21 protein-coding genes and 1 pseudogene are annotated in these 23,179 nt (G+C 68.0%); 13 read left to right on the top strand and 9 right to left on the bottom strand.

Going from position 1 to position 23,179, the window contains the following annotated elements; translation table 11 throughout:
• Window positions 1-11 precede the first annotated feature (11 nt).
• Window positions 12-221, top strand: a complete 210-nt coding sequence (locus I4Q42_RS12715) for a DUF4926 domain-containing protein (protein WP_110120017.1) — start codon at window positions 12-14, stop codon at window positions 219-221.
• Between the two features lie 70 nt (window positions 222-291).
• A complete protein-coding gene (gene hemF, locus I4Q42_RS12710; RefSeq protein ID WP_198576450.1) occupies window positions 292-1,176 on the top strand; it encodes an oxygen-dependent coproporphyrinogen oxidase in 885 nt (294 codons plus the stop codon).
• Window positions 1,177-1,299: 123 nt separating this feature from the next.
• On the opposite strand, the gene I4Q42_RS12705 is transcribed toward hemF, so the two are convergent.
• From I4Q42_RS12705 to rlmN, 4 genes are all read right to left on the bottom strand, one after another.
• Window positions 1,300-2,046, bottom strand: coding sequence for an EF-hand domain-containing protein (locus I4Q42_RS12705; protein ID WP_198576449.1), 747 nt, complete (start codon window positions 2,044-2,046; stop codon window positions 1,300-1,302).
• Between the two features lie 118 nt (window positions 2,047-2,164).
• Window positions 2,165-3,010 (bottom strand): S1 family peptidase, encoded by an 846-nt coding sequence (locus I4Q42_RS12700; protein WP_198576448.1) that lies wholly within the window; start codon window positions 3,008-3,010, stop codon window positions 2,165-2,167.
• 29 nt (window positions 3,011-3,039) lie between these two features.
• On the bottom strand, window positions 3,040-3,465 hold the full coding sequence (locus I4Q42_RS12695; RefSeq protein WP_198576447.1) for a DUF350 domain-containing protein: 426 nt from the start codon (window positions 3,463-3,465) through the stop codon (window positions 3,040-3,042).
• Between the two features lie 286 nt (window positions 3,466-3,751).
• On the bottom strand, window positions 3,752-4,951 hold the full coding sequence (rlmN, locus tag I4Q42_RS12690) for a 23S rRNA (adenine(2503)-C(2))-methyltransferase RlmN (RefSeq protein ID WP_198576446.1): 1,200 nt from the start codon (window positions 4,949-4,951) through the stop codon (window positions 3,752-3,754).
• A 155-nt stretch (window positions 4,952-5,106) separates the two neighbouring features.
• On the opposite strand from rlmN, the gene I4Q42_RS12685 reads away from it, so the two are divergent.
• The 4 genes from I4Q42_RS12685 (at window position 5,107) to I4Q42_RS12670 (ending at window position 8,022) form a co-directional block, all read left to right on the top strand.
• Window positions 5,107-5,697 (top strand): DUF922 domain-containing protein, encoded by a 591-nt coding sequence (locus I4Q42_RS12685; protein WP_198576445.1) that lies wholly within the window; start codon window positions 5,107-5,109, stop codon window positions 5,695-5,697.
• 49 nt (window positions 5,698-5,746) lie between these two features.
• Window positions 5,747-6,484 (top strand): tRNA (guanosine(37)-N1)-methyltransferase TrmD, encoded by a 738-nt coding sequence (gene trmD / locus I4Q42_RS12680; protein ID WP_198576444.1) that lies wholly within the window; start codon window positions 5,747-5,749, stop codon window positions 6,482-6,484.
• Between the two features lie 3 nt (window positions 6,485-6,487).
• Window positions 6,488-6,871 carry a 50S ribosomal protein L19 gene (rplS, locus tag I4Q42_RS12675; protein WP_232793094.1) on the top strand — a complete coding sequence of 128 codons (384 nt, stop codon included), beginning with the start codon at window positions 6,488-6,490 and terminating at the stop codon, window positions 6,869-6,871.
• Between the two features lie 623 nt (window positions 6,872-7,494).
• Window positions 7,495-8,022 carry a tetratricopeptide repeat protein gene (locus I4Q42_RS12670; RefSeq protein ID WP_198576443.1) on the top strand — a complete coding sequence of 176 codons (528 nt, stop codon included), beginning with the start codon at window positions 7,495-7,497 and terminating at the stop codon, window positions 8,020-8,022.
• A gap of 136 nt (window positions 8,023-8,158) precedes the next feature.
• Here I4Q42_RS12670 and I4Q42_RS12665 read toward each other — a convergent pair whose 3' ends face one another.
• Complete coding sequence (locus tag I4Q42_RS12665) at window positions 8,159-9,718, bottom strand: MFS transporter (RefSeq protein ID WP_198576442.1); 1,560 nt, start codon at window positions 9,716-9,718, stop codon at window positions 8,159-8,161.
• Window positions 9,719-9,842: 124 nt separating this feature from the next.
• Here I4Q42_RS12665 and leuC point away from each other — a divergent pair, with 124 nt between their 5' ends.
• From leuC to I4Q42_RS12640, 5 genes and pseudogenes are all read left to right on the top strand, one after another.
• Window positions 9,843-11,285 carry a 3-isopropylmalate dehydratase large subunit gene (gene leuC / locus I4Q42_RS12660; protein ID WP_198576441.1) on the top strand — a complete coding sequence of 481 codons (1,443 nt, stop codon included), beginning with the start codon at window positions 9,843-9,845 and terminating at the stop codon, window positions 11,283-11,285.
• A complete protein-coding gene (leuD, locus tag I4Q42_RS12655) occupies window positions 11,285-11,890 on the top strand; it encodes a 3-isopropylmalate dehydratase small subunit (protein ID WP_198576440.1) in 606 nt (201 codons plus the stop codon). The genes leuC and leuD overlap by 1 nt, the downstream gene beginning before the upstream one ends.
• A gap of 140 nt (window positions 11,891-12,030) precedes the next feature.
• Window positions 12,031-12,328, top strand: a pseudogene (locus I4Q42_RS12650) (putative quinol monooxygenase).
• A gap of 1 nt (window position 12,329) precedes the next feature.
• Window positions 12,330-13,382 (top strand): 3-isopropylmalate dehydrogenase, encoded by a 1,053-nt coding sequence (gene leuB, locus I4Q42_RS12645; protein ID WP_198576439.1) that lies wholly within the window; start codon window positions 12,330-12,332, stop codon window positions 13,380-13,382.
• Between the two features lie 102 nt (window positions 13,383-13,484).
• A complete protein-coding gene (locus I4Q42_RS12640) occupies window positions 13,485-15,398 on the top strand; it encodes a methyl-accepting chemotaxis protein (RefSeq protein ID WP_198576438.1) in 1,914 nt (637 codons plus the stop codon).
• Between the two features lie 171 nt (window positions 15,399-15,569).
• Here the strand turns inward: I4Q42_RS12640 and I4Q42_RS12635 are convergent, their stop codons facing one another.
• The 4 genes from I4Q42_RS12635 to I4Q42_RS12625 form a co-directional block, all read right to left on the bottom strand.
• Complete coding sequence (locus tag I4Q42_RS12635) at window positions 15,570-17,669, bottom strand: catalase (RefSeq protein ID WP_198576437.1); 2,100 nt, start codon at window positions 17,667-17,669, stop codon at window positions 15,570-15,572.
• Between the two features lie 112 nt (window positions 17,670-17,781).
• Window positions 17,782-18,186: an SRPBCC family protein gene (locus tag I4Q42_RS12630; RefSeq protein ID WP_198576436.1), complete on the bottom strand. Its 405-nt coding sequence runs from the start codon at window positions 18,184-18,186 to the stop codon at window positions 17,782-17,784.
• A gap of 44 nt (window positions 18,187-18,230) precedes the next feature.
• Window positions 18,231-18,365, bottom strand: coding sequence for a hypothetical protein (locus tag I4Q42_RS26395; protein WP_269816496.1), 135 nt, complete (start codon window positions 18,363-18,365; stop codon window positions 18,231-18,233).
• Between the two features lie 161 nt (window positions 18,366-18,526).
• Entirely contained in the window at window positions 18,527-19,105 is a 579-nt protein-coding gene (locus tag I4Q42_RS12625; protein WP_198576435.1) for a DUF427 domain-containing protein, read from the bottom strand.
• Window positions 19,106-19,294: 189 nt separating this feature from the next.
• Here I4Q42_RS12625 and I4Q42_RS12620 point away from each other — a divergent pair, with 189 nt between their 5' ends.
• A complete protein-coding gene (locus tag I4Q42_RS12620) occupies window positions 19,295-21,196 on the top strand; it encodes a peptide MFS transporter (protein WP_198576434.1) in 1,902 nt (633 codons plus the stop codon).
• Window positions 21,197-21,367: 171 nt separating this feature from the next.
• Window positions 21,368-23,110, top strand: a complete 1,743-nt coding sequence (locus I4Q42_RS12615) for a flavin monoamine oxidase family protein (protein WP_198576433.1) — start codon at window positions 21,368-21,370, stop codon at window positions 23,108-23,110.
• Window positions 23,111-23,179 lie beyond the last annotated feature (69 nt).

The raw sequence follows: 23,179 nt of genomic DNA, 5'->3' as shown, positions 1-23,179 counted from the left end.
CGGGAAGCCCGATGATCAACGAACTCGACACTGTCGCTCTGCTCATCGACCGGCCGGACCTGAATCTTCGGAAGGGCGAGATGGGCACGGTCGTGGACGTGCTTGGGAAGGGCGAGGCCTTCCAGGTCGAATTCGTCGACGATGAGGGCTACACCTACGGGTTCGAGACCTTTGCTCCCGGTGAACTGCTGAAACTGCATCACCGCGCCAAGGCGGCCTGAACCCTCCGCAATACCCCTTATGCGCGCCCCCGGATTTGCCTGGGATCGGGCTTGGGCTTAAGCCGTCCTCATGACGCAAGAAGCCGACACCCTTTCCGATCTCGACGCCCAGAAGGCCCGCGCCCGGGCGTGGTTCGAGAGCCTGCGCGACCAGATCTGCGCCGCCTTCGAGACCCTTGAGGACGAGGCCCCGGCCGAGCTCTACGGCGACAAGCCGGGCCGTTTCGAGCTGAAGCCCTGGGATCGCGCGGCCGGCGGCGGCGGGGTGATGGGCATGATGCATGGCCGCCTGTTCGAGAAGGTCGGGGTGCACGTCTCGACCGTGTTTGGGACCTTCCCGCCGGAAATGGCCAAGACCATGCCCGGCGCGGCCGAGGATCCGCGGTTCTTCGCCACCGGCATCAGCCTGATCGCGCACATGACCAATCCGCGCGTGCCGGCCGTGCACATGAACACCCGCTTCATCGCCACCACCAAGGGCTGGTTCGGCGGCGGCGGCGACCTGACCCCGCTGCTCGGTTACCAGCGCCAGCAGGACTTCCCTGACGCCGTGGACTTCCACGCCGCCTACCAGCGGGCCTGCGACAAGTACGATCCGGACTGGCACGCCAAGTACAAGGCCTGGTGCGACGAGTACTTCTTCCTGCCCCACCGCAACGAGCCGCGCGGCATTGGCGGCATCTTCTACGACCACCACGACAGCGGCGACTGGGATCGCGACTTCGCCTTCACCCAGGACGTCGGCCGGGCCTTCCTGGAGATCTATCCGACCCTGGTGCGTCGCCGCATGGGCGAAGCCTGGACGCCGGAAGAGCGCGAGCAGCAGCTGGTGCAGCGCGGGCGCTACGTGGAGTTCAACCTGCTCTACGATCGCGGCACCATGTTCGGCCTGAAGACCGGCGGCAATGTGGAGTCGATCCTCAGCTCCATGCCGCCCGAGGTGAAGTGGCCGTAAGGGGCGATTCTGAGGCGGTATCGGGCGGCTACAATTCATATGGCTTGAGCGCGTCGGACGGCGAAGCCGTCTAAACTCTGGTCCAACGCGCTCAAGGCGCCGCCGCCCTGAAGAAGAGCCGTCCTAGCCCGGCGTGATCTCGTCGAGGGTCAGCAGGCCGTCCTCGTCCGCGTCGAGGCGCTGGAAGCGTGCGATGGCGTCCTTGCGCATCTTCCTGACGGCCAGGTCGATCAACGGATCGGGCGCCTTGGCCTTCAGTTGAGCCACCGCGTCGGGCGGAAAGGTGGCGCCGGCGACGTATTCGTCCCGCGTCAGCCGCTGGTCGCGGTCAGTATCGCCCAACTTGAACACCGCCATGGCCGCGCCCACGCGCATCACCCGATATTCCTCGAAGCTCAGTCGCTTGTCGCGATCGATGTCCAGGCGGTCGAAGGTAGCGGCCAGGCCGGGCGAGCCGAGGGTGAATCCTGTCTTCCTCGGCCTGGCATCGTCCGGCGGGACGACCGAATAGGTTACTCCGTCGTCGGGGCGCTTGAATTCGGCGAGGCTCAGCAGGCCGTCGTCGTCTTCGTCGAGGGCGGCGAAGTCGGCGCGGAGGCTGGTGGCTTGGCTGGTGGCGGGGACCAGCACCACGACGCCGCCGACCAGGGCGGCGAGGGCGAGGGCGGGATAGACGAAGGTCCTGCGGATCATCACGGCTTTCTCCGATGTGAGGATTTCCACCGGACGGGCCAGATAGGCGTCGATGAAGTCGCGGAGCACGTCGCTCGCCGGGCGGTTCTCCTGTTCGCACCGCTGCATGAAGTCGCGCTTCATGCCGTGCGGCAGGCGGACCTGCAGCGTCTCGGATTTCTTGGGTTCGCGTCTCATCTGGGCCTAGCTTCCGGCTGTCCGGGCTCGCAAGCAAGCGCCGATCACCGTCGACCGGAACAGCCGAGCCGTCAGGACGCCAGGTCAATCTTGTACGTACAGAGGGCCTCGCGCCGGCTCAGACCGCCAAACACACCACCTGGGCCACCCGCAGGTCCCGCCGCAGGCCGTCGGCGATGCGGCCGTAGTTGTCGGTGGTGATGGCTTCGCCCGGGGCGAACTCGGGCACGTCCGGGTCGGCGCCGCCCCGGCGGGGGGAGCGGCCGATCAGGGTGCGCAGGCTTTCGGGGGCGGTGGTGTAGATGCGGCCACGGCGGGGCGACTCCGCCACGGTCACGCCGATCACCCGGCCGGCGCTGTCGAGGGCCGGGGCGCCGGAGAGGCCGGCCAGCGTGCCCTTCAGGTTGTCGGTGCGGCCGACCTCGGCCCAGACCAGCACCGGCTCGGTGCGGGCGCCGCGGCCGTGGACGACCAGGTTCTCGCGCCCGATCAGCCGCGAGGCCACCTCGCCGGCGTGGCCCTGCGGGAAGCCGGGGTGGTAGGCCCGCATGCCCTTTCGCGGGTCGGTCAGGTTCATCGGCATGGCCGGGGCCCCGCCCTCTGTGGTCAGGATAGCGGCGTCGAAGCGCGGATCGATGGTGACCTTGGCGGCCACGCCGCGGCCGTCGGCGACCAGGATCGCGGCCGACTTGCACCCGTCGACCACGTGGCGGGCGGTCAGCCACTGGCCGCTCTGGCCCACCGAGAAGGCCGTGCCCGAGGCGGGCTCCTGCTTGTCGGGCACCTGGACGACGATCGACGGATCGAACGGCGAGGACGGACCCAGGGGCACGCCTTCCTCGCCCGGCACCGGCGGCGGCGGCGTGGGCGCGTCGGCGCGCTCCTGGCGGCCGACGGCGACCACCAGCAGGGCGGCGACCACGGCGCCGTAGACCAGCCAGTCTGGAAGCTTGGGGAAATGCACGCGCCCCGCTCCGTCTGCCCCCTTTGCCCTTAGCCCGCCACGCCGGCGGCGATGACGATGGCGGTGGCCAGCTTGGCGCCGACCAGCAGGGCGGCGGCCGAGACCTCGCCCTCGTTGATCCGCTCGGGCAGGCCCTTGAGCATCATGTCGGTCAGGCGGAAGACCAGCAGCTGCAGCGCCAGGGTGGCCACGCCCCACAGCAGGATCTCGATCACCGAGGTCGAGGCGGCCAGCGAGGCGGCCAGCGGAATGGCCAGGCCCGTCAGCACCCCGCCCAGCGACAGGGCGGCGGCGGCGTTGCCCTCGCGGATCAGCTTGATCTCGCGATGGGGGGTCAGGAGGATGTAGATCGCCGCGCCGGCGATCAGCATGACCAGGGTGACGCCCACATGGGTCAGGGTCGTCAGCAGGCCGTTGGCGAAGGCCTGGATCTCGGGTGACTGGATCTGAGGCATGGTACGCGGTGACCCCCTGGAACTTGAGCCGCAAGCTCTAACACGGGTCTGGGAGTCTTGCGTAGGGGGCTCGCCTGGGGAGTGTTCGCGGCTTTCTTGATCCCTTTCTCTTAGAGAGGGAGGGGCCCGCCGCGAAGCGGCGGGAGGGTGAGAGGTTTCACCGCTGGCCGGGAGATCTCCGTGGACTTTCTTTGATGACGATGCGCTCTAGCTGGAGAGGGCGTACCCTCTCACCCTCCCACGCCTGAGGCGTGGGCCCCTCCCTCTCTCCATGAGAGAGGGAAAGTTAAGCCGCGTCGTCCGCGTCGTCTTCCAGCATCCCGGCCATAGCCGCCATCGACAGCTTGCGCAGGGCGCTGGCGCGGATCTTCTCGCTCTCGCTTTTCAGCTGCCCGCAGGCGGCGAGGATGTCGCGGCCGCGCGGGGTGCGGATCGGCGAGGAGTAACCGGCCTTGTTGAGGATCGCCGCGAAGGTCTCGATCGCGCCCCAGTCCGAGCACTCGTACTGGCTGCCCGGCCAGGGATTGAACGGGATCAGGTTGATCTTGGCGGGGATGCCCTTGATCAGCTTCACGAGCGCGCGGGCCTCGTCGGGGCTGTCGTTGACGCCCTTCAGCATCACGTATTCGAAGGTCACCCGGCGGGCGTTGGACAGGCCCGGATAGGCGCGGATGCCGGCCATCAGCTCGGCGATTGGGTACTTCTTGTTCAGCGGCACCAGTTCGTCGCGCAGCGGGTCGTTGGTGGCGTGCAGGCTGATGGCCAGCATCGCCTGGGTGGCCTCGCCCAGCTTGCCCAGCATCGGCACGACGCCCGAGGTCGACACCGTGATCCGGCGACGCGAGATGCCGATGCCCTCGTTGTCGCTGATGATCTCGATGGCGTCGGCCACCTGGCCCAGATTGTACAGCGGCTCGCCCATGCCCATGAACACGATGTTCGACAGCAGGCGGTCTTCCTTGTCGGACGGCCATTCGGCCAGGTCGTCCTTGGCGATCTGCACCTGGGCGACGATCTCGGCGGCCGTCAGGTTGCGCACCAGGGGCTGGGTGCCGGTGTGGCAGAAGCTGCAGTTCAGCGTGCAGCCGACCTGGCTGGAGACGCACAGGGCGCCGACCCGGCCCACCGACGGAATGTAGACGGTCTCGACCTCGATGCCCGGGGCCATGCGGATCAGCCACTTGCGGGTGCCGTCCTTGGAGACCTGGCGCTCGACCACCTCGGGGCGGGCGATGGTGAAGGTCTCGGCCAGGCGCGCGCGGGTTTCCTTGGCCACGTCGCTCATCTGGGCGAAGTCGGTGACGCCGCGGTGGTGGATCCAGCGGAACACCTGGGTGGCGCGCATCTTGGCCTTGCCGTGCTCGACCACGCCGCTCTCGGTGAGGGCGGCGATCAGCTGCGGGCGGGTCAGGCCCGACAGGTTGACGGGCGGCTTGGCCGCGTCGGCAACAGGTGCGACGCGGGACAGGTCGAGGGTGACGCTCAAGGGGCGGTCCGGGAAATTCGAGGAATGTGCGGGGTCGAGGGCCGCATATAGCAGATGTGGGGCGGTTTTCCAAAAGGCGGCGCGCACACGGTCGGCAGGCTTTACAGCTTGGCAGCGTCCAAGGAAGTTTGCGGCCGGTGGGCAGTGGGGGCGACATGCGGCGTTTGGTAGCGGTGGCGGCGGTGGTCGCGGCTTTGGGGGCCAGTTGGCCGACGGTCGCCCAGGTGACGGAACAGGCTGCCATCCAGACGGACGGCCTCGACGGCGATCCTGAAATCGAGATCAGCTACTATGACGTGCCGGGGCGTGATCAGCGCGCCATCCGCGCGGCCATCGACCGGCTGGGGCCGACCGACAGCACCGACGGCGAGCGCGTCCACGCTCTGACCAAGTGGAGCTATCAGTGGCGTTGGCGGCGCAAGAACAGTCCGCAGGGCTGCAGCATCGACGGCGTCGAGATAGGCTTGCGCATAACCGTTCTGCTGCCTCGGCCGGTCGAAGGCGATCGACTGAACGCCCGCGTGCGCAAGCCGTGGGACGCCTACATGATCGCTTTGCGGCGTCACGAGCTTGGCCATGTCGCGATCGCGCGGGCGGGACGTGAGGAGATCCGGCGTGCGCTGGAGGCTGCGTCCTGTGACGGCGCAGCCGACGCGGCCAAGGCCGCCAGCGCCCGGGTGGGGACCGAAAGCGCCCGCTACGACCGCGAGACCCGCCACGGGCGGACGGAGGGCGCGAGCTTCTGAAGCGCCTCGCCGCCTTCCCCTGGGCGCGTTCCGGCTTTAAACCCCCGCCATGCCGTTCACCGCCACCGTCATGACCATGTTCCCCGAGGCCTTTCCCGGCCCGCTCGGCGTCTCGATGATCGGGACGGCCTGGCGCGAGCAGGATCTGTGGCGTTTGGAAACACTGGACATTCGCGCCTTTTCCAAGGATAAGCGCGGCTTCCTCGACGACACCCCTGCGGGTGGCGGCGCGGGAGCCGTACTGAAAGCGGACGTCATCGCCTCTGCGCTCGACAGCGTGGACCTGGGCGGGCGGCCGCTTTTGTACATGAGCGCCCGGGGCAGGCCCCTGACCCAGGCGCGCGTAAGGGAGTGGTCCAAGGCGCCCGGCATCGTGGTGCTGTGCGGCCGCTTCGAGGGGGTGGACCAGCGGGTGCTCGACGCCCGGGGGTTCGAGGAGGTCTCCGTCGGAGACGCGGTGCTCGCCGGTGGCGAGGCGGCGGCGATGGTGGTGATCGAGGCGTGCGTTCGACTTGCCCCGGGTGTTCTGGGGAATATCGACAGCACGCTGGAAGAAAGCTTCGAGGACGGTCTCCTCGAGCATCCGCAGTACACCAGGCCGCGGACGTTCGAAGGGCTCGACATCCCCGAGGTGCTGCTGTCGGGCGACCACAAGAAGGTCGCTCAGTGGCGGTCCAGTATGCGTGAAGAAACGACCCGCGAGCGGCGGCCCGATCTGTGGGACGCGCATCTCGCCAATCAACAGGCAAAAGGCGGCCCGAAAACGGGTAAGCCCAAAGGAGACTGAGACATGGCTATCAACATCATCGCCCAGCTCGAGCAAGAAGAAGCCTCGCGTCTGCTGAGCGCCCGCGCGATCCCGGACTTCCGTCCCGGCGACACCCTGCGCGTCAACGTGAAGATCAAGGAAGGCGAGCGCGAACGCGTTCAGGCCTACGAGGGCGTCTGCATCGCCCGCGCCGGCACCGGCGTCCATGAGAGCTTCACCGTCCGCAAGATCTCGTTCGGCGAAGGCGTGGAACGTCTGTTCCCGCTGCTCTCGCCGAGCATCGAAAGCATCGAAGTCAAGCGCCGCGGCGTCGTCCGTCGCGCCAAGCTGTACTACCTGCGCGACCGTCGCGGTAAGTCGGCCCGTATCGCCGAGCGCGTCAACGTTCGTCGCGACGCCGAATAGTTCTCCTTTCCGTTTCGGCGGAAGGATCGAAGGCCCCGGTGGAAACACCGGGGCCTTTTGCTTGTGCGCTTGCGCACAGCCCTGGATCGGCTGCAATCTCAGGTTCAGTCGATGAAGCGGGGGCGACATGCGACGAATCTGGGCGGCTGGCGGTCTTCTGGTGGTGCTGGCGATCGCGCCGGCCAGCGCGGCTCCGCCGTCGGCCGAGGCCTGGTCGGGGGTGATCTGCCGGTCGCGGCCGGCGGCGAAAACGAGCACGACGTCGGCGGGTCCCAAGGTCAAGCTTGGTGCGTTCGCACGCTTATTGACATAACTCCGTTCCGGGTGCTGAATGATCTCACCCTCGCGGCTTAGGCGGCGGGCTTCCAGACCGTCTCCTTTCTAGTGGACGGCCCTCTTCAGGCGGAGCCATCGGCCCCTGGAGTGTTGAAAACGATGTCAGGGCGCGCCGACAGGTCTCCACGACCGGCGCGCCCTTAGTCGTTTCTGGAGGGCGTCAGAACTTCCCGTCATTCCCGGCTCCATCCGCTAGCCCCTGAGGCCGTGGAGCGGATCGTCACCATCCTTTTTCTTGCCGACCGGTCGAGCTTGTGACTTCCATCCATCCGTATTTGGGGGTGGGCATGCGTAGACTTGGTGGTGTGGCGTCGGCTGTCGTGATGGCGTTCTGCTTGGCGGCTCCGGCCGTGGCGGGCGTCGTCGAAGACGGCCTGAAGGCGGCGGAGCGGGGCGACTACGCCGCGGCCATAGCGCTCTGGGCGCCCGCCGCGGAGCGCGGCGATCCGACCGCGCAATCCTATCTGGGGCGGCTCTACCTGATGGGCTGGGGCGTCCCGAAGGACCTCTCCATGGCCGCTGCCTGGTATCGCAAGGCGGCCGACCAGGGAAACACGGCCGCCCAGAACAATCTCGGCACGCTCTACTGGAATGGCATGGGCGTACCGCGCGACCGGAAGGAGGCGTTCGTCCTGTTCAGCAAGGCGGCAGATGCGGGGGCCATGGAGGCCTACCTCAACGTAGCCCACGCCTATGAGACCGGGCTGGGCGTGACGAAGAACTGCGATCTGGCTTTGTCCTGGTACGGCAAGGCGGCAAAAGTTGACCATCCCGGCGCCCAGGCCGCGCTCGACAACAGCCCCTGCCGGAACTGACCCGGACTTAGGCTTCGACCGGTCAGCGCGTTCGGCCAGACGGGCGGCTAGGTCGACTGTCTAGCTCAACCTCCGCAAACCACCTCTGGCCGGCGTTGGCCGGGCCATTTTTCGGACTTGTCGAGGGCGGGGTCCTTCACCCCGCCTTCTTCACCCGCCGACCACCTCGCCGCGCCTTTTCGGCGTCCCGCGCCGCCTGGCTTTCGCGCGCGCGCAGCAGCCGTCTCTGCACCCGCTCGTCGCGGAGGATCGCGGCGGGGACGTCGGTCAGCAGCTTGAGGCCGGCGATCGGCGAGAGGTTGCGCACCTCCCGGCGGGCCTGGGCCAGCACCTCGCCGACCATGGCCTTGCTGTCGACCTCGCCGGCCTCGGTGACTAGCGACAGGCGATGCAGGGCGTAGAGGCCCAGGACGAAGGCCAGCAGGAAGTAGAAGTCCCAGCTGCTGATACGCAGCGGCATCAGGGTCAGGACGTCGCCGGGACTGGTCCAGCGCAGCAGGATCTCCAGCCGCCGGGCGGCGAAGAAGTCGGCGAACATTCCGCCCAGCAGCGGCGCGGCGCCCGCGGCGGCCGAGCTGATCAGGGCGTTGGCGGCGATATAGGCGGTGGCCGAGCCGCGCGGAGACAGCTTCATGGCGATATTGCCCGACGACAGGGTCACCCCCGCCGTCGCCAAGCCCATCAGGGCGTGCAGGGCCACCAGATAGGCCATGACCAGCGGCCGTTCGCTGATCTGCGAGGCTCCCACCATGGCGGCGATGCACAGGATGAAGATCGGCGCGGCCACGGCCAGCACCGACTTGTTGGCGAAGCGGTCCGACAGCAGGCCCCAGCTGCGCAGGGCCAGGACATTGGTCGCCTGGCTGACGACGCCCAGGATCACCACGAAGGTGATGTCGAGCCCCAGCTGCTTGACGAAGAACACCGTGAAGAAGGGCGTGGCCAGGTTCACCGCGAACTGCCAGCTGGCCAGGAAGATGATCAGCCGGCGAAAGTTCTGGTCGCGCAGCGGCGCGCGCAGCAGGGGCAGCAGCTTCACCCGCTCGGCGGGGGCGGGCATCTGCGGCTCGGGCGTCTTGGCCAGCTCGCGGCAGCTGAGCACGCCGGCGATGAAGGCGGCCACGTAGAGCCCGGCGAAGGCGATAGGGCGCAGCTCCGATCCCGCCGGCGCACGGTCCAGCGCGAAGGCTGCCGCCAGGCTGGCGACGAGGCCGACGACGGTGGCGTTGATCGTCCGCCTGGCGAAGATCTGGCCCAGCCGCTGCTCGGGCGCGAGGTCGCGCACCCAGGCGTTCCAGGCGCAGCCGCCGAAGGTGGCGATCCCGCAGAACAGGAACTGCAGCACCACCAGCGCCGACAGCGTCACCGCCCCGGCGTTGGGCAGCAGGGCCAGGACGGCCATGGCCAGCAGGGCGCAGCGGGCGAAGAAGGCGCCGAGGATGGCGATCCGCTTGCGGGTGCGGAAATGTTCGACCAGCAGCACGCCGGGCGCCTGCAGCAGCTGCACCCAGAAGGTCACCGCCGCCAGCAGGCCGATCGTGGTGTTGGAGGCGCCCAGGTGCAGGGCGAAGGCGGTCAGGATGACGCCGCTGGTCACCGCGGTGGAGGCGTTGGAGTAGCCGGCCTCGCGGACCAGATGTCGCAGGCCGCGCTCGCGATCCTCGTCGCTCAGCTGGGGTGTCGGGGCAAAAAACATGCGCTTCACCAGCCTTGGAGCGCCCGCACGGGGCAGGATCGATCACCGCCCGGCGATCACACAGTGAATTTCTGGCGCTTCCTCGCTTTACGCGTCCTCTCTTCGGGCCTAGATGCGGAGCGCTATGACCCGCGCAACAAAGACCCTCTACGACAAGATCTGGGACGCACACGTCGTCAACGAACAGGACGGCGAAGCGATCCTCTACATTGACCTGCATCTCATCCACGAGGTGACGACGCCGCAGGCCTTCGCCGGCCTACGCGCCGCGCATCGCCCCGTGCGCCGGCCCGACCGCACGCTCGCCGTGGCGGATCACAACGTGCCGACCGAGAACCAGGCCGCCGGCGTCGACGCCGTGGCGGACGAGGAGGCGCGCCTTCAGCTTCAGACGCTGGGCCGCAACGTCGCCGACAACGGGATCGAGTATTTCCCGATGGGCGACATCCGCAACGGCATCGTCCACGTGGTCGGTCCCGAGCAGGGCCGCACCCAGCCGGGCATGACCATCGTCTGCGGCGACAGCCACACCTCGACCCACGGCGCCTTCGGGGCCCTGGCCCACGGCATCGGCACGTCGGAAGTCGAGCATGTGCTCGCCACCCAGACCCTGCGCCAGAAGAAGGCCAAGAACCTGCTGGTGCGCGTCGACGGCCAGTTGGGCCCCGGCGTCACGGCCAAGGACATCGCTCTCGCCGTGATCGGCGAGATCGGCACGGCCGGCGGCACCGGCTATGTCATCGAATACGCCGGCGAGGCCGTGCGCGGCCTGACGATGGAGGGCCGCATGACCCTCTGCAACCTGACCATCGAGGGCGGCGCCAAGGCCGGCCTGGTCGCGCCCGACGAAACCACCTTCGAATACGTCAAGGGCAAGCCCGCCGCCCCCAAGGGCGCGGCCTGGGACATGGCCGTCAGCCACTGGAAGACCTTCTTCTCCGACGAAGGCGCCGTCTTCGATCGCACCGTCGTCATCGACGGCGCGGCTCTCGTGCCGATGGTCACCTGGGGCACCTCGCCCGAGGACGTCATCCCGGTGACCGGCAACGTGCCCGAGCCCGAAAGCTTCGGCACGGCCGACAAGCGCGCCGCCGCGCATCGGGCCCTGGACTATATGGGCCTGACCGCTGGCCAGCCGATCTCGGAAGCCCGCATCGACCGCGTCTTCATCGGCTCGTGCACCAACAGCCGCATCGAGGACATGCGCGCCGCCGCCGCCGTGGTGCAGGAAGCCTTCCTGCACGGCCGCCTCGTCGCGCCGCACGTCAAGGCGATGGTCGTGCCGGGCTCGGGCCTGGTCAAGGAACAGGCCGAGGCCGAGGGTCTGGACGCCATCTTCAAGGCCTCGGGCTTCGACTGGCGCGAGCCGGGCTGCTCGATGTGCCTGGGGATGAACCCCGACCGCCTGGAGCCGGGCGAGCGCTGCGCCTCGACCAGCAACCGCAACTTCGAGGGCCGTCAGGGCCGCGGCGGCCGCACCCATCTGGTCTCGCCGGCCATGGCGGCGGCGGCGGCGATCGCCGGCCGCCTGGTCGACGTGCGCACGCTGCTGGCGGAGAGCAACTGATGCAAGCCTTCACCCGTCTCGACGGCCGCGCGGCGCCCCTGTCGCTGGCCAATATCGACACCGACCAGATCATCCCCAAGCAGTTCCTCAAGACCGTGGAGCGCGAGGGCCTGGGCAAGGGTCTGTTCTTCGACTTCCGCTTCGACCCGGCGGGGAACGAGATCGCCGACTTCGTGCTGAACCGCACGGAGTACAAGGGCTCCAGCGTGCTGATCGCCGGCGACAACTTCGGTTGCGGCAGCTCGCGCGAGCACGCCCCGTGGGCGCTGATGGACTTCGGCATCCTGTGCGTGATCTCGACCAGCTTCGCCGACATCTTCAACAACAACTGCTTCAACAACGGCCTGCTGCCGGTGGTGCTGAAGCCCGAGGAAGTCGCCGTCCTTATGGACGAGGCCAAGGGCGGCAACCACATGGTCAGCATCGACCTGGAAGCCCAGACGGTGATCTCGCCCTCGGGCAAGACCTTCAGCTTCCAGATCGACCCGGTGCGCAAGGAAAAGATGCTCAAGGGCCTGGACGCCATCGGCGAGACCCTGATGCACGCCACAGACATCGACCTGTTCGAAAGCAAGCGCGCCATCGGCCAGCCCTGGCTGGAGTAGCGGGGTGCGCTCCCTCCCCCTCGATGGGGGAGGGCTGGGGTGGGGGTGACAGCGGCGGCTCGGTTCGCGCTTAATCCCAACAGGTTTCCACCCCCAACCCCGACCCTTCCCCATCAAAGGGGGAAGGGAGAGAGTTTCGAATGACCCTGATCCTCGCCGGCACCATCCGCATCGCGCCCGGGCGCCTGGCGGATCTTCGTCCGCACCTGGCCGCCCAGGTGGCCGGATCGCGCGGCGAGCCGGGCTGCCTGGACTACGCCCTGTCGGAAGATCGATCCGGGCCTGATCCGGGTCTACGAGCACTTCACGGACGAGGAGGCCCTGGCCTTCCACCGTGCTTCGCCGCATATGGCCGCGTGGCGCGCGGCCTGCGCCGAGCTCGGCGTTCACGAGCGCCGCATGTCCTCCTTCGACGTTTCCGCCTATCGCGAGATCTGAAATGGCTACGCTTCTCCTGCTCCCCGGCGACGGCATCGGTCCGGAAGTCTGCGCGGAGGTGCGCCGCGTGGCGGCCGCCCTCGTGCCCAGCCTCGTGGTCGAGGAGGCCATCTACGGCGGCGCCAGCTACGACGCCCACGGCACGCCGCTGACCGACGAGGTTCGCGATCGCGCCCTGGCCAGCGACGCGGTGCTGATGGGCGCCGTCGGCGGTCCCAAGTGGGCCGACGCCCCGCGCCACCTGCGCCCGGAAGCAGGCCTGCTGAACCTGCGCAAGGCGATGAACGTCTACGCCAATCTGCGCCCGGCCTACTGCTTCGAAGCCCTGGCGGGCGCGTCGAGCCTGAAGACCGAACTGGTCTCGGGTCTGGACATCATGTTCGTGCGCGAACTGGTCGGCGGCGTCTATTTCGGCGAACCGCGCGGCATCGAGACCCTGCCGGACGGCCAGAAGAAGGGCTTCGACACCGCCCTCTACACCACCAGCGAGATCGAGCGCGCCGGGCGCGTGGCCTTCGAGCTGGCCCGCGGCCGCAAGAACAAGGTCCACTCGGCCGAGAAGTCGAACGTCATGGAGTCGGGCCTGCTGTGGAAGCAGGTGATCACCGACCTGCACGCGCGCGAGTATCCGGACGTCGAGCTGGAGCACATCCTGGCCGACAACTGCGCCATGCAGCTGGTGCGCGCCCCCAAGCAGTTCGACGTCATCGTCACCGACAACCTGTTCGGCGACATCCTGTCGGACGCGGCGGCCATGCTGACCGGCTCGCTGGGCATGCTGCCCTCGGCCGCCATCGGCGACCCCAACAAGCCAGGCCTGTACGAGCCGATCCACGGCTCGGCCCCCGACATCGCCGGCAAGGGCCTGGCCAATCCGCTGGCCGCCATCCTGTCGTTCGAGATGGCCCTGCGCTGGTCGCTGAAGGAGATCGAAGCCGCCGATCGCCTGCTGGCCGCGGTCAAGGGAGCCCTGGATTCCGGGTCGCGCACCCGTGATCTCGGAGGTGAACTTACGACTGTTCAGATGGGGGATGCGGTATTGTGCCGCATCTAGTTGCGTGAAATAGCACCGTTATTGGTGCGTTCCGCAATGTGTGCTTAAGTTTTATCGCCCAGTTCCTTGTCTTATCAAAAGATAGGTCACGGGCTGGGCGATATGCGTTTCAACGACTTGAAGATTTCGGCGAAATTGGGCGTGGCGTTCAGCGCCCTGATCATCGCCTTCGTGATTTCCTCGGGCGTCGTCTTCACCAGCCTCAAGCGCATCGACGAAGCCTCGATCTCGAGCCAGCGCAGCCTGTCCCTGGCTACCGAGGCCGAGGAGATGATGACCCTGGTGCTCGAGCAGCAGAACGCCGCCCGCGGCTACGTCATCCTGGGCGACGCCTCGTTCGCCGAGACCTACGCCAAGGCCAAGGGCAAGTTCGACAAGGCGCTGGACGCCTTCGAGGCCAAGACCACCATCCCCGAGCAGAAGGCCCGCATCGAGCGCCTGCGCGCCGCCGTGGCGACCTGGCGCGGGACGATCATCGAGCCAGCCTTCGCCGCCATGGCCGCGGACCCTGTCGCCGGCCGCGTCCAGGCGGGCGATCTGGTCGGCCGCAAGAGCCTGACGGAGATCCGCGCCGTACAGCAGGAACTGACCGACGCCGCCGCTGAACGGGTGGCGATCCGCACCCAGGAGCAGGCGTCGGCCATGACCACGGCCAAGCTGTCGCTGGCCATCGGCGGCGTCGTCGCCCTGGCCATCGCCGGCCTGATGGGCTGGATGCTGTCGGCGACCATCGGCGCCTCGGTGGCGGCCATGACCGCCGCCATGCGCCGCCTGGCCGGCGGCGACAACGACGTCGAGGTGCCGGCCGTCGGCCGCAAGGACGAGATCGGCCAGATGGCCCAGGCCGTGCTGAGCTTCAAGGACGCCGCCATCCACAAGCTGCGCCTGGAAGGCGAGGCCGTCGAGCAGCGTCGCCTGACCGAGAGCGAGCGCGCCCGCACCGAAGCCGAAAAGGCCGCCAAGGCCCAGGAAGACGCGCTCGCCGTGTCCGCCCTGGCCGAAGCCCTGGGCCACCTGTCGAACGGCGACCTGACGTTCCGCATCACCGCCCGCTTCGCCCCGGACGTGGAGCAGCTGAAGACCGACTTCAACGGCGCGGCCGTGCGCCTGGAAGAGGCCATGCGCGGCATTAACGGCGCGGCCGGCGGCATCCGCGCCGGCTCCGAAGAGATCGCCCAGGCCTCCGACGACCTGTCGCGACGCACCGAGCAGCAGGCCGCCAGCCTGGAAGAGACCGCCGCGGCCCTCGACCAGATCACCGCCACGGTCCGCAAGACCGCCACCGGCGCCAAGGAAGTCTCGGGCCTCGTCGCCGACGCCCGCACCGGGGCCGAGCGCTCCGGCCAGATCGTCAGCCAGGCCGTCAACGCCATGGCCGGCATCGAGCAGAGCTCGGGCCAGATCGGCAACATCATCGGGGTGATCGACGAGATCGCCTTCCAGACCAACCTGCTGGCCCTGAACGCCGGCGTCGAAGCCGCTCGCGCCGGTGACGCGGGCAAGGGCTTCGCGGTCGTCGCCCAGGAAGTTCGCGCGCTCGCCCAGCGCTCGGCCGAGGCCGCCAAGGAGATCAAGGGCCTGATCTCGACCTCGACCCAGCAGGTCGGCGCCGGCGTGTCCCTGGTTGGCCAGACCGGCGAGGCCCTGCGCGCCATCGTCGCCCAGGTGGCCAGCATCGACAGCCTGGTCAGCGAGATCGCCGCCAGCGCCCAGGAGCAGTCCACCGGCCTGCACCAGGTCAATGTGGCGGTGAACCAGATGGACCAGGTCGTCCAGCAGAACGCCGCCATGGTCGAGGAAGCCACCGCCGCCACCCATTCGCTGAAGGGCGAGGCGGGCGAACTGGCCCAGCAGGTCGGACGCTTCAAGGTCTCGGGCGGCGCTTCGGCCCCGGCCGCGACGACCTCGGCCTCGCGCCCGGCCGCGAGCCCGGCGCGCGCCGCCCAGGCCCGAGCGGCGGCCTTCGCCAGCCACGGCTCGGCCGCCGTGGCCGTCGACAGCTGGGAAGAGTTCTAGTCCCCTTCTCCCCCTGCGGGAGAAGGTGTCAGCGAAGCTGACGGATGAGGGGTTTCTCAGACGTAAAACGCCGCGACAGCTGATCAGCCGTCGCGGCGTTTCTATATGTGCGACCCCTCACCCGACCCCCGCCTTCGCGGGGGCCACCCTCTCCCGCAGGGGGAGAGGGATTCAGGCCAGCGTCCGAACCTTCGGTTCGCGGTCCCAGAAGCGCTTGACCGCCGCGGCCAGGAAGTCGGCGCCCAGGTCGGTGACGCCGTCATCCGGCTCGACGCCCGCCTTGTCCAGCAGCGGCTTGGCGGCGTCGCTGGCGCCGATGGCCTTGAGGTGGCCGAAGGCGTCCATGACGAACTGCACCGCCGCGGCCTCCTTCAGCAGGGCCGCGCAGCCGTCTTCCGACAGCACCAGGGCGATGGCGCCCACCGTCACCGACGGGGTTCCGGCCAGCTGGCCGTCGGCCGGGATCAGGGTTCCGTCCGCGCCCTTGGCGCCGCCGATCTTCGGGGCGATCACCTTGGCCACCGCGCCGGCCTTGGCGATCGCCGCCTTCAGCCTGTCGACCGCCTTGGCGTCCGAGCCGTCGGCGACCAGGATGCCGATCGCGTGGCCCTTGAGGTCGCTCGGCGCGCGCGGACCGTTGATAATGCGCAGGGCCGGCGAGGGCGGCAGGTCCTGGACCGGAACCGCCGACTGCGAAGCGTTGGGCACGGGCATGTTCAGGCCCTCGCCGACCCGCTTGGCCAGGTCCGGATCGACATTGACCAGGTTGGACAGCATCCGCGTCCGCACCGCCTCGATCGCCACCTTCGACAACTCGAACACCAGGGCCGAGGCCAAGTGGGCCTGCTCGGCCGGATCCAGCGAGCGGAAGAAGAGGCGGGCCTGGCTGTAGTGATCAGCGAAGCTTTCGGGGCGGAGACGCAGCTTGTCGCCCTGCTCGTCGTCGCGGTCGGCGGCCTCGTGGGTGTGGAAGCCGGTCACCGGGCATTCGCGCGGCCCGCCGATCTCGCCGGCCGTTTCGGCCAGGCTGTTGGGCTCGTAGTTGGCGCGGCCCTTGGGCTGGAGCATCTGCATCATGCCGTCGCGCTGGAAGTTCATCACCGGGCACTTGGGCGCGTTGACCGGGATCTGGTGGAAGTTCGAGGTGCCCAGGCGGCTCTTCTGGGTGTCGAGATAGGAGAACAGCCGGCCCTGCAGCAGCGGGTCGTTGGTGAAGTCGACGCCCGGCACGATGTTGCCCGGGCAATAGGCGGCCTGTTCGGTCTCTGCGAAGAAGTTGTCGGGCCAGCGGTCCAGCACCATGCGGCCGATCGGGCGCACGGGGATCACCTCTTCGGGGATGATCTTGGTCGGGTCGAGCACGTCGAACTCGAAGCTGTCGGCGAAGGCCTGGTCGAAGGCCTGGATGCCCAGTTCCCACTCGGGGAAGTCGCCGCGCTGGATGGCCTCGAACAGGTCGCGGCGCTGGAAGTCGGGATCGGCGCCGGCGATCTTCACCGCCTCGTCCCAGATCGTCGAGGCCACGCCCTGCTTGGGCTTCCAGTGGAACTTGACGAAGGTCGACTTGCCCTCGGCGTTGACCAGCCGGAAGGTGTGGACGCCAAAGCCCTCGATGGTGCGCAGGGAGCGCGGGATGGTGCGGTCGCTCATCGCCCACATGATCATGTGGGTGGATTCCGGCATCAGGCTGATGAAGTCCCAGAAGGTGTCGTGGGCGCTGGCCGACTGCGGATAGCCGCGATCGGCCTCCATCTTCACCGAGTGCACCAGGTCGGGGAACTTCATCGCGTCCTGGATGAAGAACACCGGGATGTTGTTGCCGACGAGATCCCAGTTGCCCTGCTGGGTGTAGAACTTCACCGCAAAGCCGCGCACGTCGCGCGGGGTGTCGACCGAGCCGGCGCCGCCGGCGACCGTCGAAAAGCGCGTGAACACCGGGGTCTTTTCGCCGGGCCGCTGGAACAGGTCGGCCTTGGTGAGGTCGGCCAGGCTTTCATAGACCTCGAAGAAGCCATGGGCGGCCGAGCCGCGGGCGTGGACGATGCGCTCGGGAATGCGCTCGTGGTCGAAATGGAAGATCTTCTCGCGCAGGACGAAGTCTTCCAGCAGCACAGGGCCGCGCGGGCCGGACTTCAGCTGGTTCTGGTTATCGGAGACGCGGACGCCCTGGTTGGTGGTCAGGTGGGCTTCGGCGTCGTGCGGACCCTTCTCCGGAACGTGCTGGTGGGTCTCGTCGCCCGTTCCCCGGGTGGTGATGTAACCGTCGTCCATGGCCGCGTCCCTCCACCCGATGCGTCCGGGTCGACGGGCCTAACCGGCGACGCGCCTGGGGGTTCCCGTGGCGGCTGGCCGACGCCCGGCCTTGATCCTCAGCCTTTGGGTCTCAGCCTTCCAGCCTGGCCTTCAGGGTCTGGAGGTCGTGGGTCACCGCCGCGGCGTCGGCCTCGAAGGCGGCGTCGTCCATCTCGGGCAGGCGGAAGAGGGTAAGGGTGACCTCGGCGCCGTCGCCATTGGCCACCACGCGCAGGGGAATATAGACCTCGCCGCCATCAGGCTGGGTCACCCAGTGGTCGAGCACGCCGTAGGGATTGTGGGGAGAGAAGCGAACGCGGGCTTGGCCGGCGGGCGTCTCGACGGTCCAGACCTCGGGGTTATCGGTCGAACTCAGGCCGGATCCAAGACCGGCGGCCCATTGCGCCATACGCTGGGGATCGGCGGCATAGGCGTAGACGTCGTCGATGGAACGAGCGATCGCGACGGTGATCGGGCGGCTGGGCTGCAGGGGCATCGAGTGTCTCGCGGCGGGCGGGGCGCGAGGGATCCGCGCCTTGGTTAGAACAGCGCTACCGCCAAGGAGATGAGGCCGGCCCAAAAGGCGAAGCTGATCGCCAGAACGGCGACGCGGCCCCAACGTACTCGGTGTCGCGGCGCGCTGTGCGAACGCGCCTCCAGGCTGATGTAGGCCATGGCTTCCTCCTCCGTCTCTAATCTCCCGTGACGCGAGAGTGGACGGTTTCATTTGAGACGATCTGCCGGGTTGTAACGCTTGGCAAGCGAGAATGGCGCCGCCGGGTCACAAAAACGTGCAATTTAGCACAGCCCCTAGTAGGGATTTGTTAACGCACCCGCTAGATCGAGCCTGTGCCGTGGTAGGGACGGCCAAGGTCGCGGTTCTCCTTTCCCTCGCTCGATCCCTCGTCCGGCATGGAAACATTGGCGTCCCAATGCTCGGCCTGGCTGTGTCCGGAGCCGCTGTCGGTGTGGCGGACGACCTCGTCGATATCGCGGGCGTTGAGCGGCGCGGCGCCGGGGGCGGCCGACGGAATGGCGGCGGCTTCGGCGGGGCTGAGGGCGTCGGCCTGGAAGACCACGTGCTCGGGATAGAAGGCCAGGCGTCCGGCGATGCGCTCCATGCCGGGCAACGGCGTCTCGTAGGACCAGACGGCGTCCTCGACGATCCGGCCGTCGCGATAGATCGTGTAGTAGGTCGCCTGGCCCTTGTAGGGGCAGCGGGTCGTGTGGTCGGTCTTGCGCAGGAAGGCCGTGGCGACGTCTTCGCGCGGGAAATAGCGCACCGGCGGATAGTCGGCCTCGCGCAGCACCAGCACGTCGTCGCTGTCGGCGATCTCGTGGCCTTCGAACAGCACCCGCACGCGGCCGCTCTCGCGGGCGCCGGTGATCGGATGGTCGGGGTTTGACGATTGCATGGGCGGTTATCCTGCCGTTGCGGAAGGTGTCGGCTAGGAAACGCGCGGGGCCGGGCAAGCGCTCCCCTCTGGCAAGCCTTTGCTTGTGAAACGGAAAGCCGCGTGATCTTCTCCCCGCGAACTGGGGAGGGGAGGGCGAAACGACCGTTGGTGTCGCCCTATCTGACTTGAATACAGTCAAGGTCGAGAATGAATAGTATCGTCATCGTTATCGGCGTGCTCGTCACATTGTTGACGGGCCTGCCGGTATTTTTGCAGCTTATAAAAGAGCACCCCAAGGGGCTGATCATATTGTTCTTCGCCGAGATGTGGGAGCGCTTCTCCTACTACGGCATGCGGGCGATCCTGATCTTCTATCTGACGCAGCATTTCCTGTTCGAGCCGAAGGTCGCCAACGCCCACTACGGCTCCTACACCTCCCTCGTCTACCTGCTGCCGCTGATCGGCGGCTTCCTGGCCGACAAGTGGCTGGGCACGCGCAAGGCCGTCGCCTTCGGCGCCCTGCTGCTGGTGGCCGGCCACCTGACCATGGCGGTCGAAGGCAAGCCGGCGACCCAGACCCTGGCCTATGCCGGCCAGACCTATGAATTCCAGGCCGAGGGCCGCGGCGACGACCGCGTGGCGCGGCTGGTCGTGGCGGGCAAGCCCTACGACATCTCGGCCACCAAGGTCGGCGATTTCGAGATCAAGGACCTGCCGGCCAACGCGGGCCTGCCGTCCGTTCTGCCCAAGGGCCAGTACAAGCTGGGCGTCGAGGGTCGTGACCCGACCTATCTGAACATCTTCTGGCTGGCCCTGTCGCTGATCATCGTCGGCGTCGGCTTCCTGAAGCCCAACATCTCGACCATCGTCGGCCAGCTGTACCCGCAGGGCGACCCGCGCCGGGATCCGGGCTTCACCCTCTACTACTACGGCATCAACCTCGGCTCGTTCTGGGCCTCGCTGCTGTGCGGCTATCTGGGCGTCAAGGTCGGCTGGTGGGCGGGCTTCGGCCTGGCCGGCGTGGGCATGCTGGCCGGCTTCGTCGTCTTCGTGCTGGGCAAGCCCCTGCTGATGGGCAAGGGCGAGGCGCCCGACGCCAAGGCGCTGAAGCAGAGCGTGGCCGGGCCGCTGAGCCGCGAACACCTGATCTATCTGGTGTCGCTGCTGGCCGTGGGCGTGGTGTTCTTCATGGTCCAGCGCAGCGCCATCGTCGGCGTCACCCTGACGCTGGGGATGATCGCCTCGATCGGCTACATCGTCTGGTTCATGTTCGCCAAGGTCGGCAAGATCGAGCGCGAGCGCCTGGCCCTGGCCATGTTCCTGATCTTCGGCGCGGTGGTGTTCTGGACCCTGTTCGAGCAGGCCGGCTCGTCGCTGAACCTGTTCGCGGCCACCAACGTCAACCTGAACCTGACCTCGGCCCCGATCCGCCTGTTCGGCGACGCGGTGACCATCGCCACCCCGGGCCAGCTGAAGGCGGCGGGCCTCGACCCGGCCTCGACCTTCTGGATCGACGCCAGCTTCAACGCGGCCCAGACCCAGGCCCTGAACGCCGGCTGGATCCTGATCTTTGCCCCGGTGTTTGCGGCCCTGTGGACGTTCCTGGGCCGTCGCGGCAAGGATCCCAACCCGGTCGTCAAGTTCGGCCTGGCGCTGCTGCAGGTCGGCCTCGGCTTCCTGGTGCTGCAGTGGGGTTCGACCTTCGCCGACGGCGTCTTCCGCATGCCGCTGTTCTTCCTGGTGCTGATGTACATGCTGCACACCACCGGCGAGCTGTGCATGTCGCCCGTCGGCCTGTCGCAGATGACCAAGCTGTCGCCGGCCTCGATGGTGTCGTTCATCATGGCCGTCTGGTTCATGGCCGTGGCCATCGCCCAGTACGTCGGCGGCTTCATCGCCGGCCTGACGACGGTGGAAACCGTCGGCGGCCAGGTGCTGGACCCCGAGGCGGCGCTGCGCACCTCGCTGCAGGTGTTCAACGTCATCGGCCTGATCGCCGCCGGCATCGGCGTGATCTTCCTGGTGCTGTCGCCCTTCCTCAAGAAGTGGTCGCACGGCTCGGACGAGCATCACGCCGCCCCGGTGGACACGGCGACGACCGCCGACTGAGGCGGACGCGAGCCCTGAAAGACGAAGGCCCCGGAGCGATCCGGGGCCTTTTTCTTTGGCCGCTGCTTTCGCGGCGAATGTCTGGTTTCGCACAGTCGCGATGGACCGCTTCGCGCGTAATCGCGAAAATGCAAGTCAGGGTCGCTTCAAGGCGGCCAGCGGGAGGCGGCCATGGGAACGACCTACACGATCTTCGGTGCGGGGCCGGCGGGGCTCTATACGGCCTGGCGGCTGGCTGCCGGCGGCAAGGCGCTCGCGGGCGATGTGATCCAGCTCTACGAGTGGGGCGACTACGCCTTTGACGGGCCGGGCTCGGGCACGCGCCTGCCGGCCGGGCGCATCGTCACCCACTTCTGCTTCGACGATCCCCAGCAGTCCTACATCGAGGCGGGCGGCATGCGCTTCATCGAGTGGGACGGCACGCAAGGCCACCAGCTGGTCACCCTGACCATCCAGGCGCTGGGCCTGGCGGGCAAGGTCATCGACTTCAACACCACCGACAACCCGCTGCTGTTCCTGCGCGAGGAGCACATCTACCAGAATGACCTGGCGACCCATCCGGCGCCCTACAACACCCCGGGCAACAACGAGCAGCCGGCCGCCACCCTGTTCTCGAACATCTCGGCCCTGATCACGGGCGGCGCGCCGGTCTCGACCCGGAGCCAGCAATGCGCCTTCTACGGTTCGGGCCGGCTGCCGGAGACCTTCAACTCGTTCGTCTATCCGCCCGGCTCGATCGCCGGCAACATCGGCTACTGGAACGTCTTCTACGATCAGGCCGGCAACGAGGGCTACGAGTACGCGGCCGACGCCGGCGGCTACACCTCCAACGTCATCAACTGGAACGCCGCCAACGCCGCCGTCTACAATGGCGAGTTCGCGCCGGGCGGGGCGTTCAAGACCGTCAGCGGCGGCTATTCCCAGGTCTTCGTCCAGCTGTACCAGCAGGCCCTGGCGGCCGCGCAGAAGGCGGGCGTCGACCTCGTCCTGACCCAGAAGACCCGCCTGCACTCGGTGTGGCTGGAGGACAAGGTGGTCAACTACCGCCTGGCCAGCGCTGAGAACCCCTTCAAGGGCGGCGAGGTGCAGACCACGCAGAACGCCTTCCTGGCCATGCCGCCGGCTTCGCTCGACCTGGTGGCCGAGGCCACGCGCTACGCCGACATGCCGGCCGGCACGCTGGATATCCTCAACGCCGAGGGCGTGCAGCTCTACATGGACGGGGTGATCCGCCAGCCGTCGATGCGGGTGATGCTGTTCTTCGACCGCCCCTGGTGGACCGACGCCGAGGTGCCCTATCCGCCGGACCTGTCGGGCGCGCCCAACACCTTCGGCCCGACCATCACCGACCTGCCGCTGCGCCAGGTCTACTACTTCGGCGACAACAGCGACGGGGCGGCCAAGCCGACCTATGGCGTCCTCGCCTCGTATGACGACATGCAGTACGTGCAGTTCTGGCAGGAGCTGGAGATCGGCGTCGGCGAGCGCCGCAAGGTCCCGATCGACCAGGACTACCAGGTGCTGTTCGGCCCCCGGAAGGCGACCGACACCATGATCCGCATGGTGCTGCTGGAACTGGCCAAGGTGCATTGGGGCGATCCCAACGCCGCCCACCAGATCCCCTGGCCGGTGGAGTCGATCTTCGACGACTTCTCGCTCAATCCGTTCGGGGCCGGCTATCACGCCTGGGCCGCCCACTACGACATCTGCGACGTGATGCAGAGGATCCGCCAGCCGACCGGCCTCGTGCCGGGGGCGAGCGCGGCCAACCTGTTCATCATCGGCGAGGCCTATTCCAACGACCAGGCCTGGGTCGAGGGGGCCTTCTGCACGGCGGAGTCGGTGCTGGTGCAGTATTACGGCATGACCACCATCGCCGACACGACCAACTACCCGCTGATCTGCGCCTGCTAGGGGGCTCTTGGAAGTCATCGCCGGCACGAAGCGGGCGATGACTTCCGAAAGAGGTCTGAAAGGCGGGGT

The organism is Caulobacter hibisci (assembly GCF_016135805.1).
Lineage (GTDB): Bacteria > Pseudomonadota > Alphaproteobacteria > Caulobacterales > Caulobacteraceae > Caulobacter > Caulobacter hibisci.
Note: the sequence above shows the minus strand (reverse complement) of the source record. Positions and strands in the feature narration are given on the sequence as shown.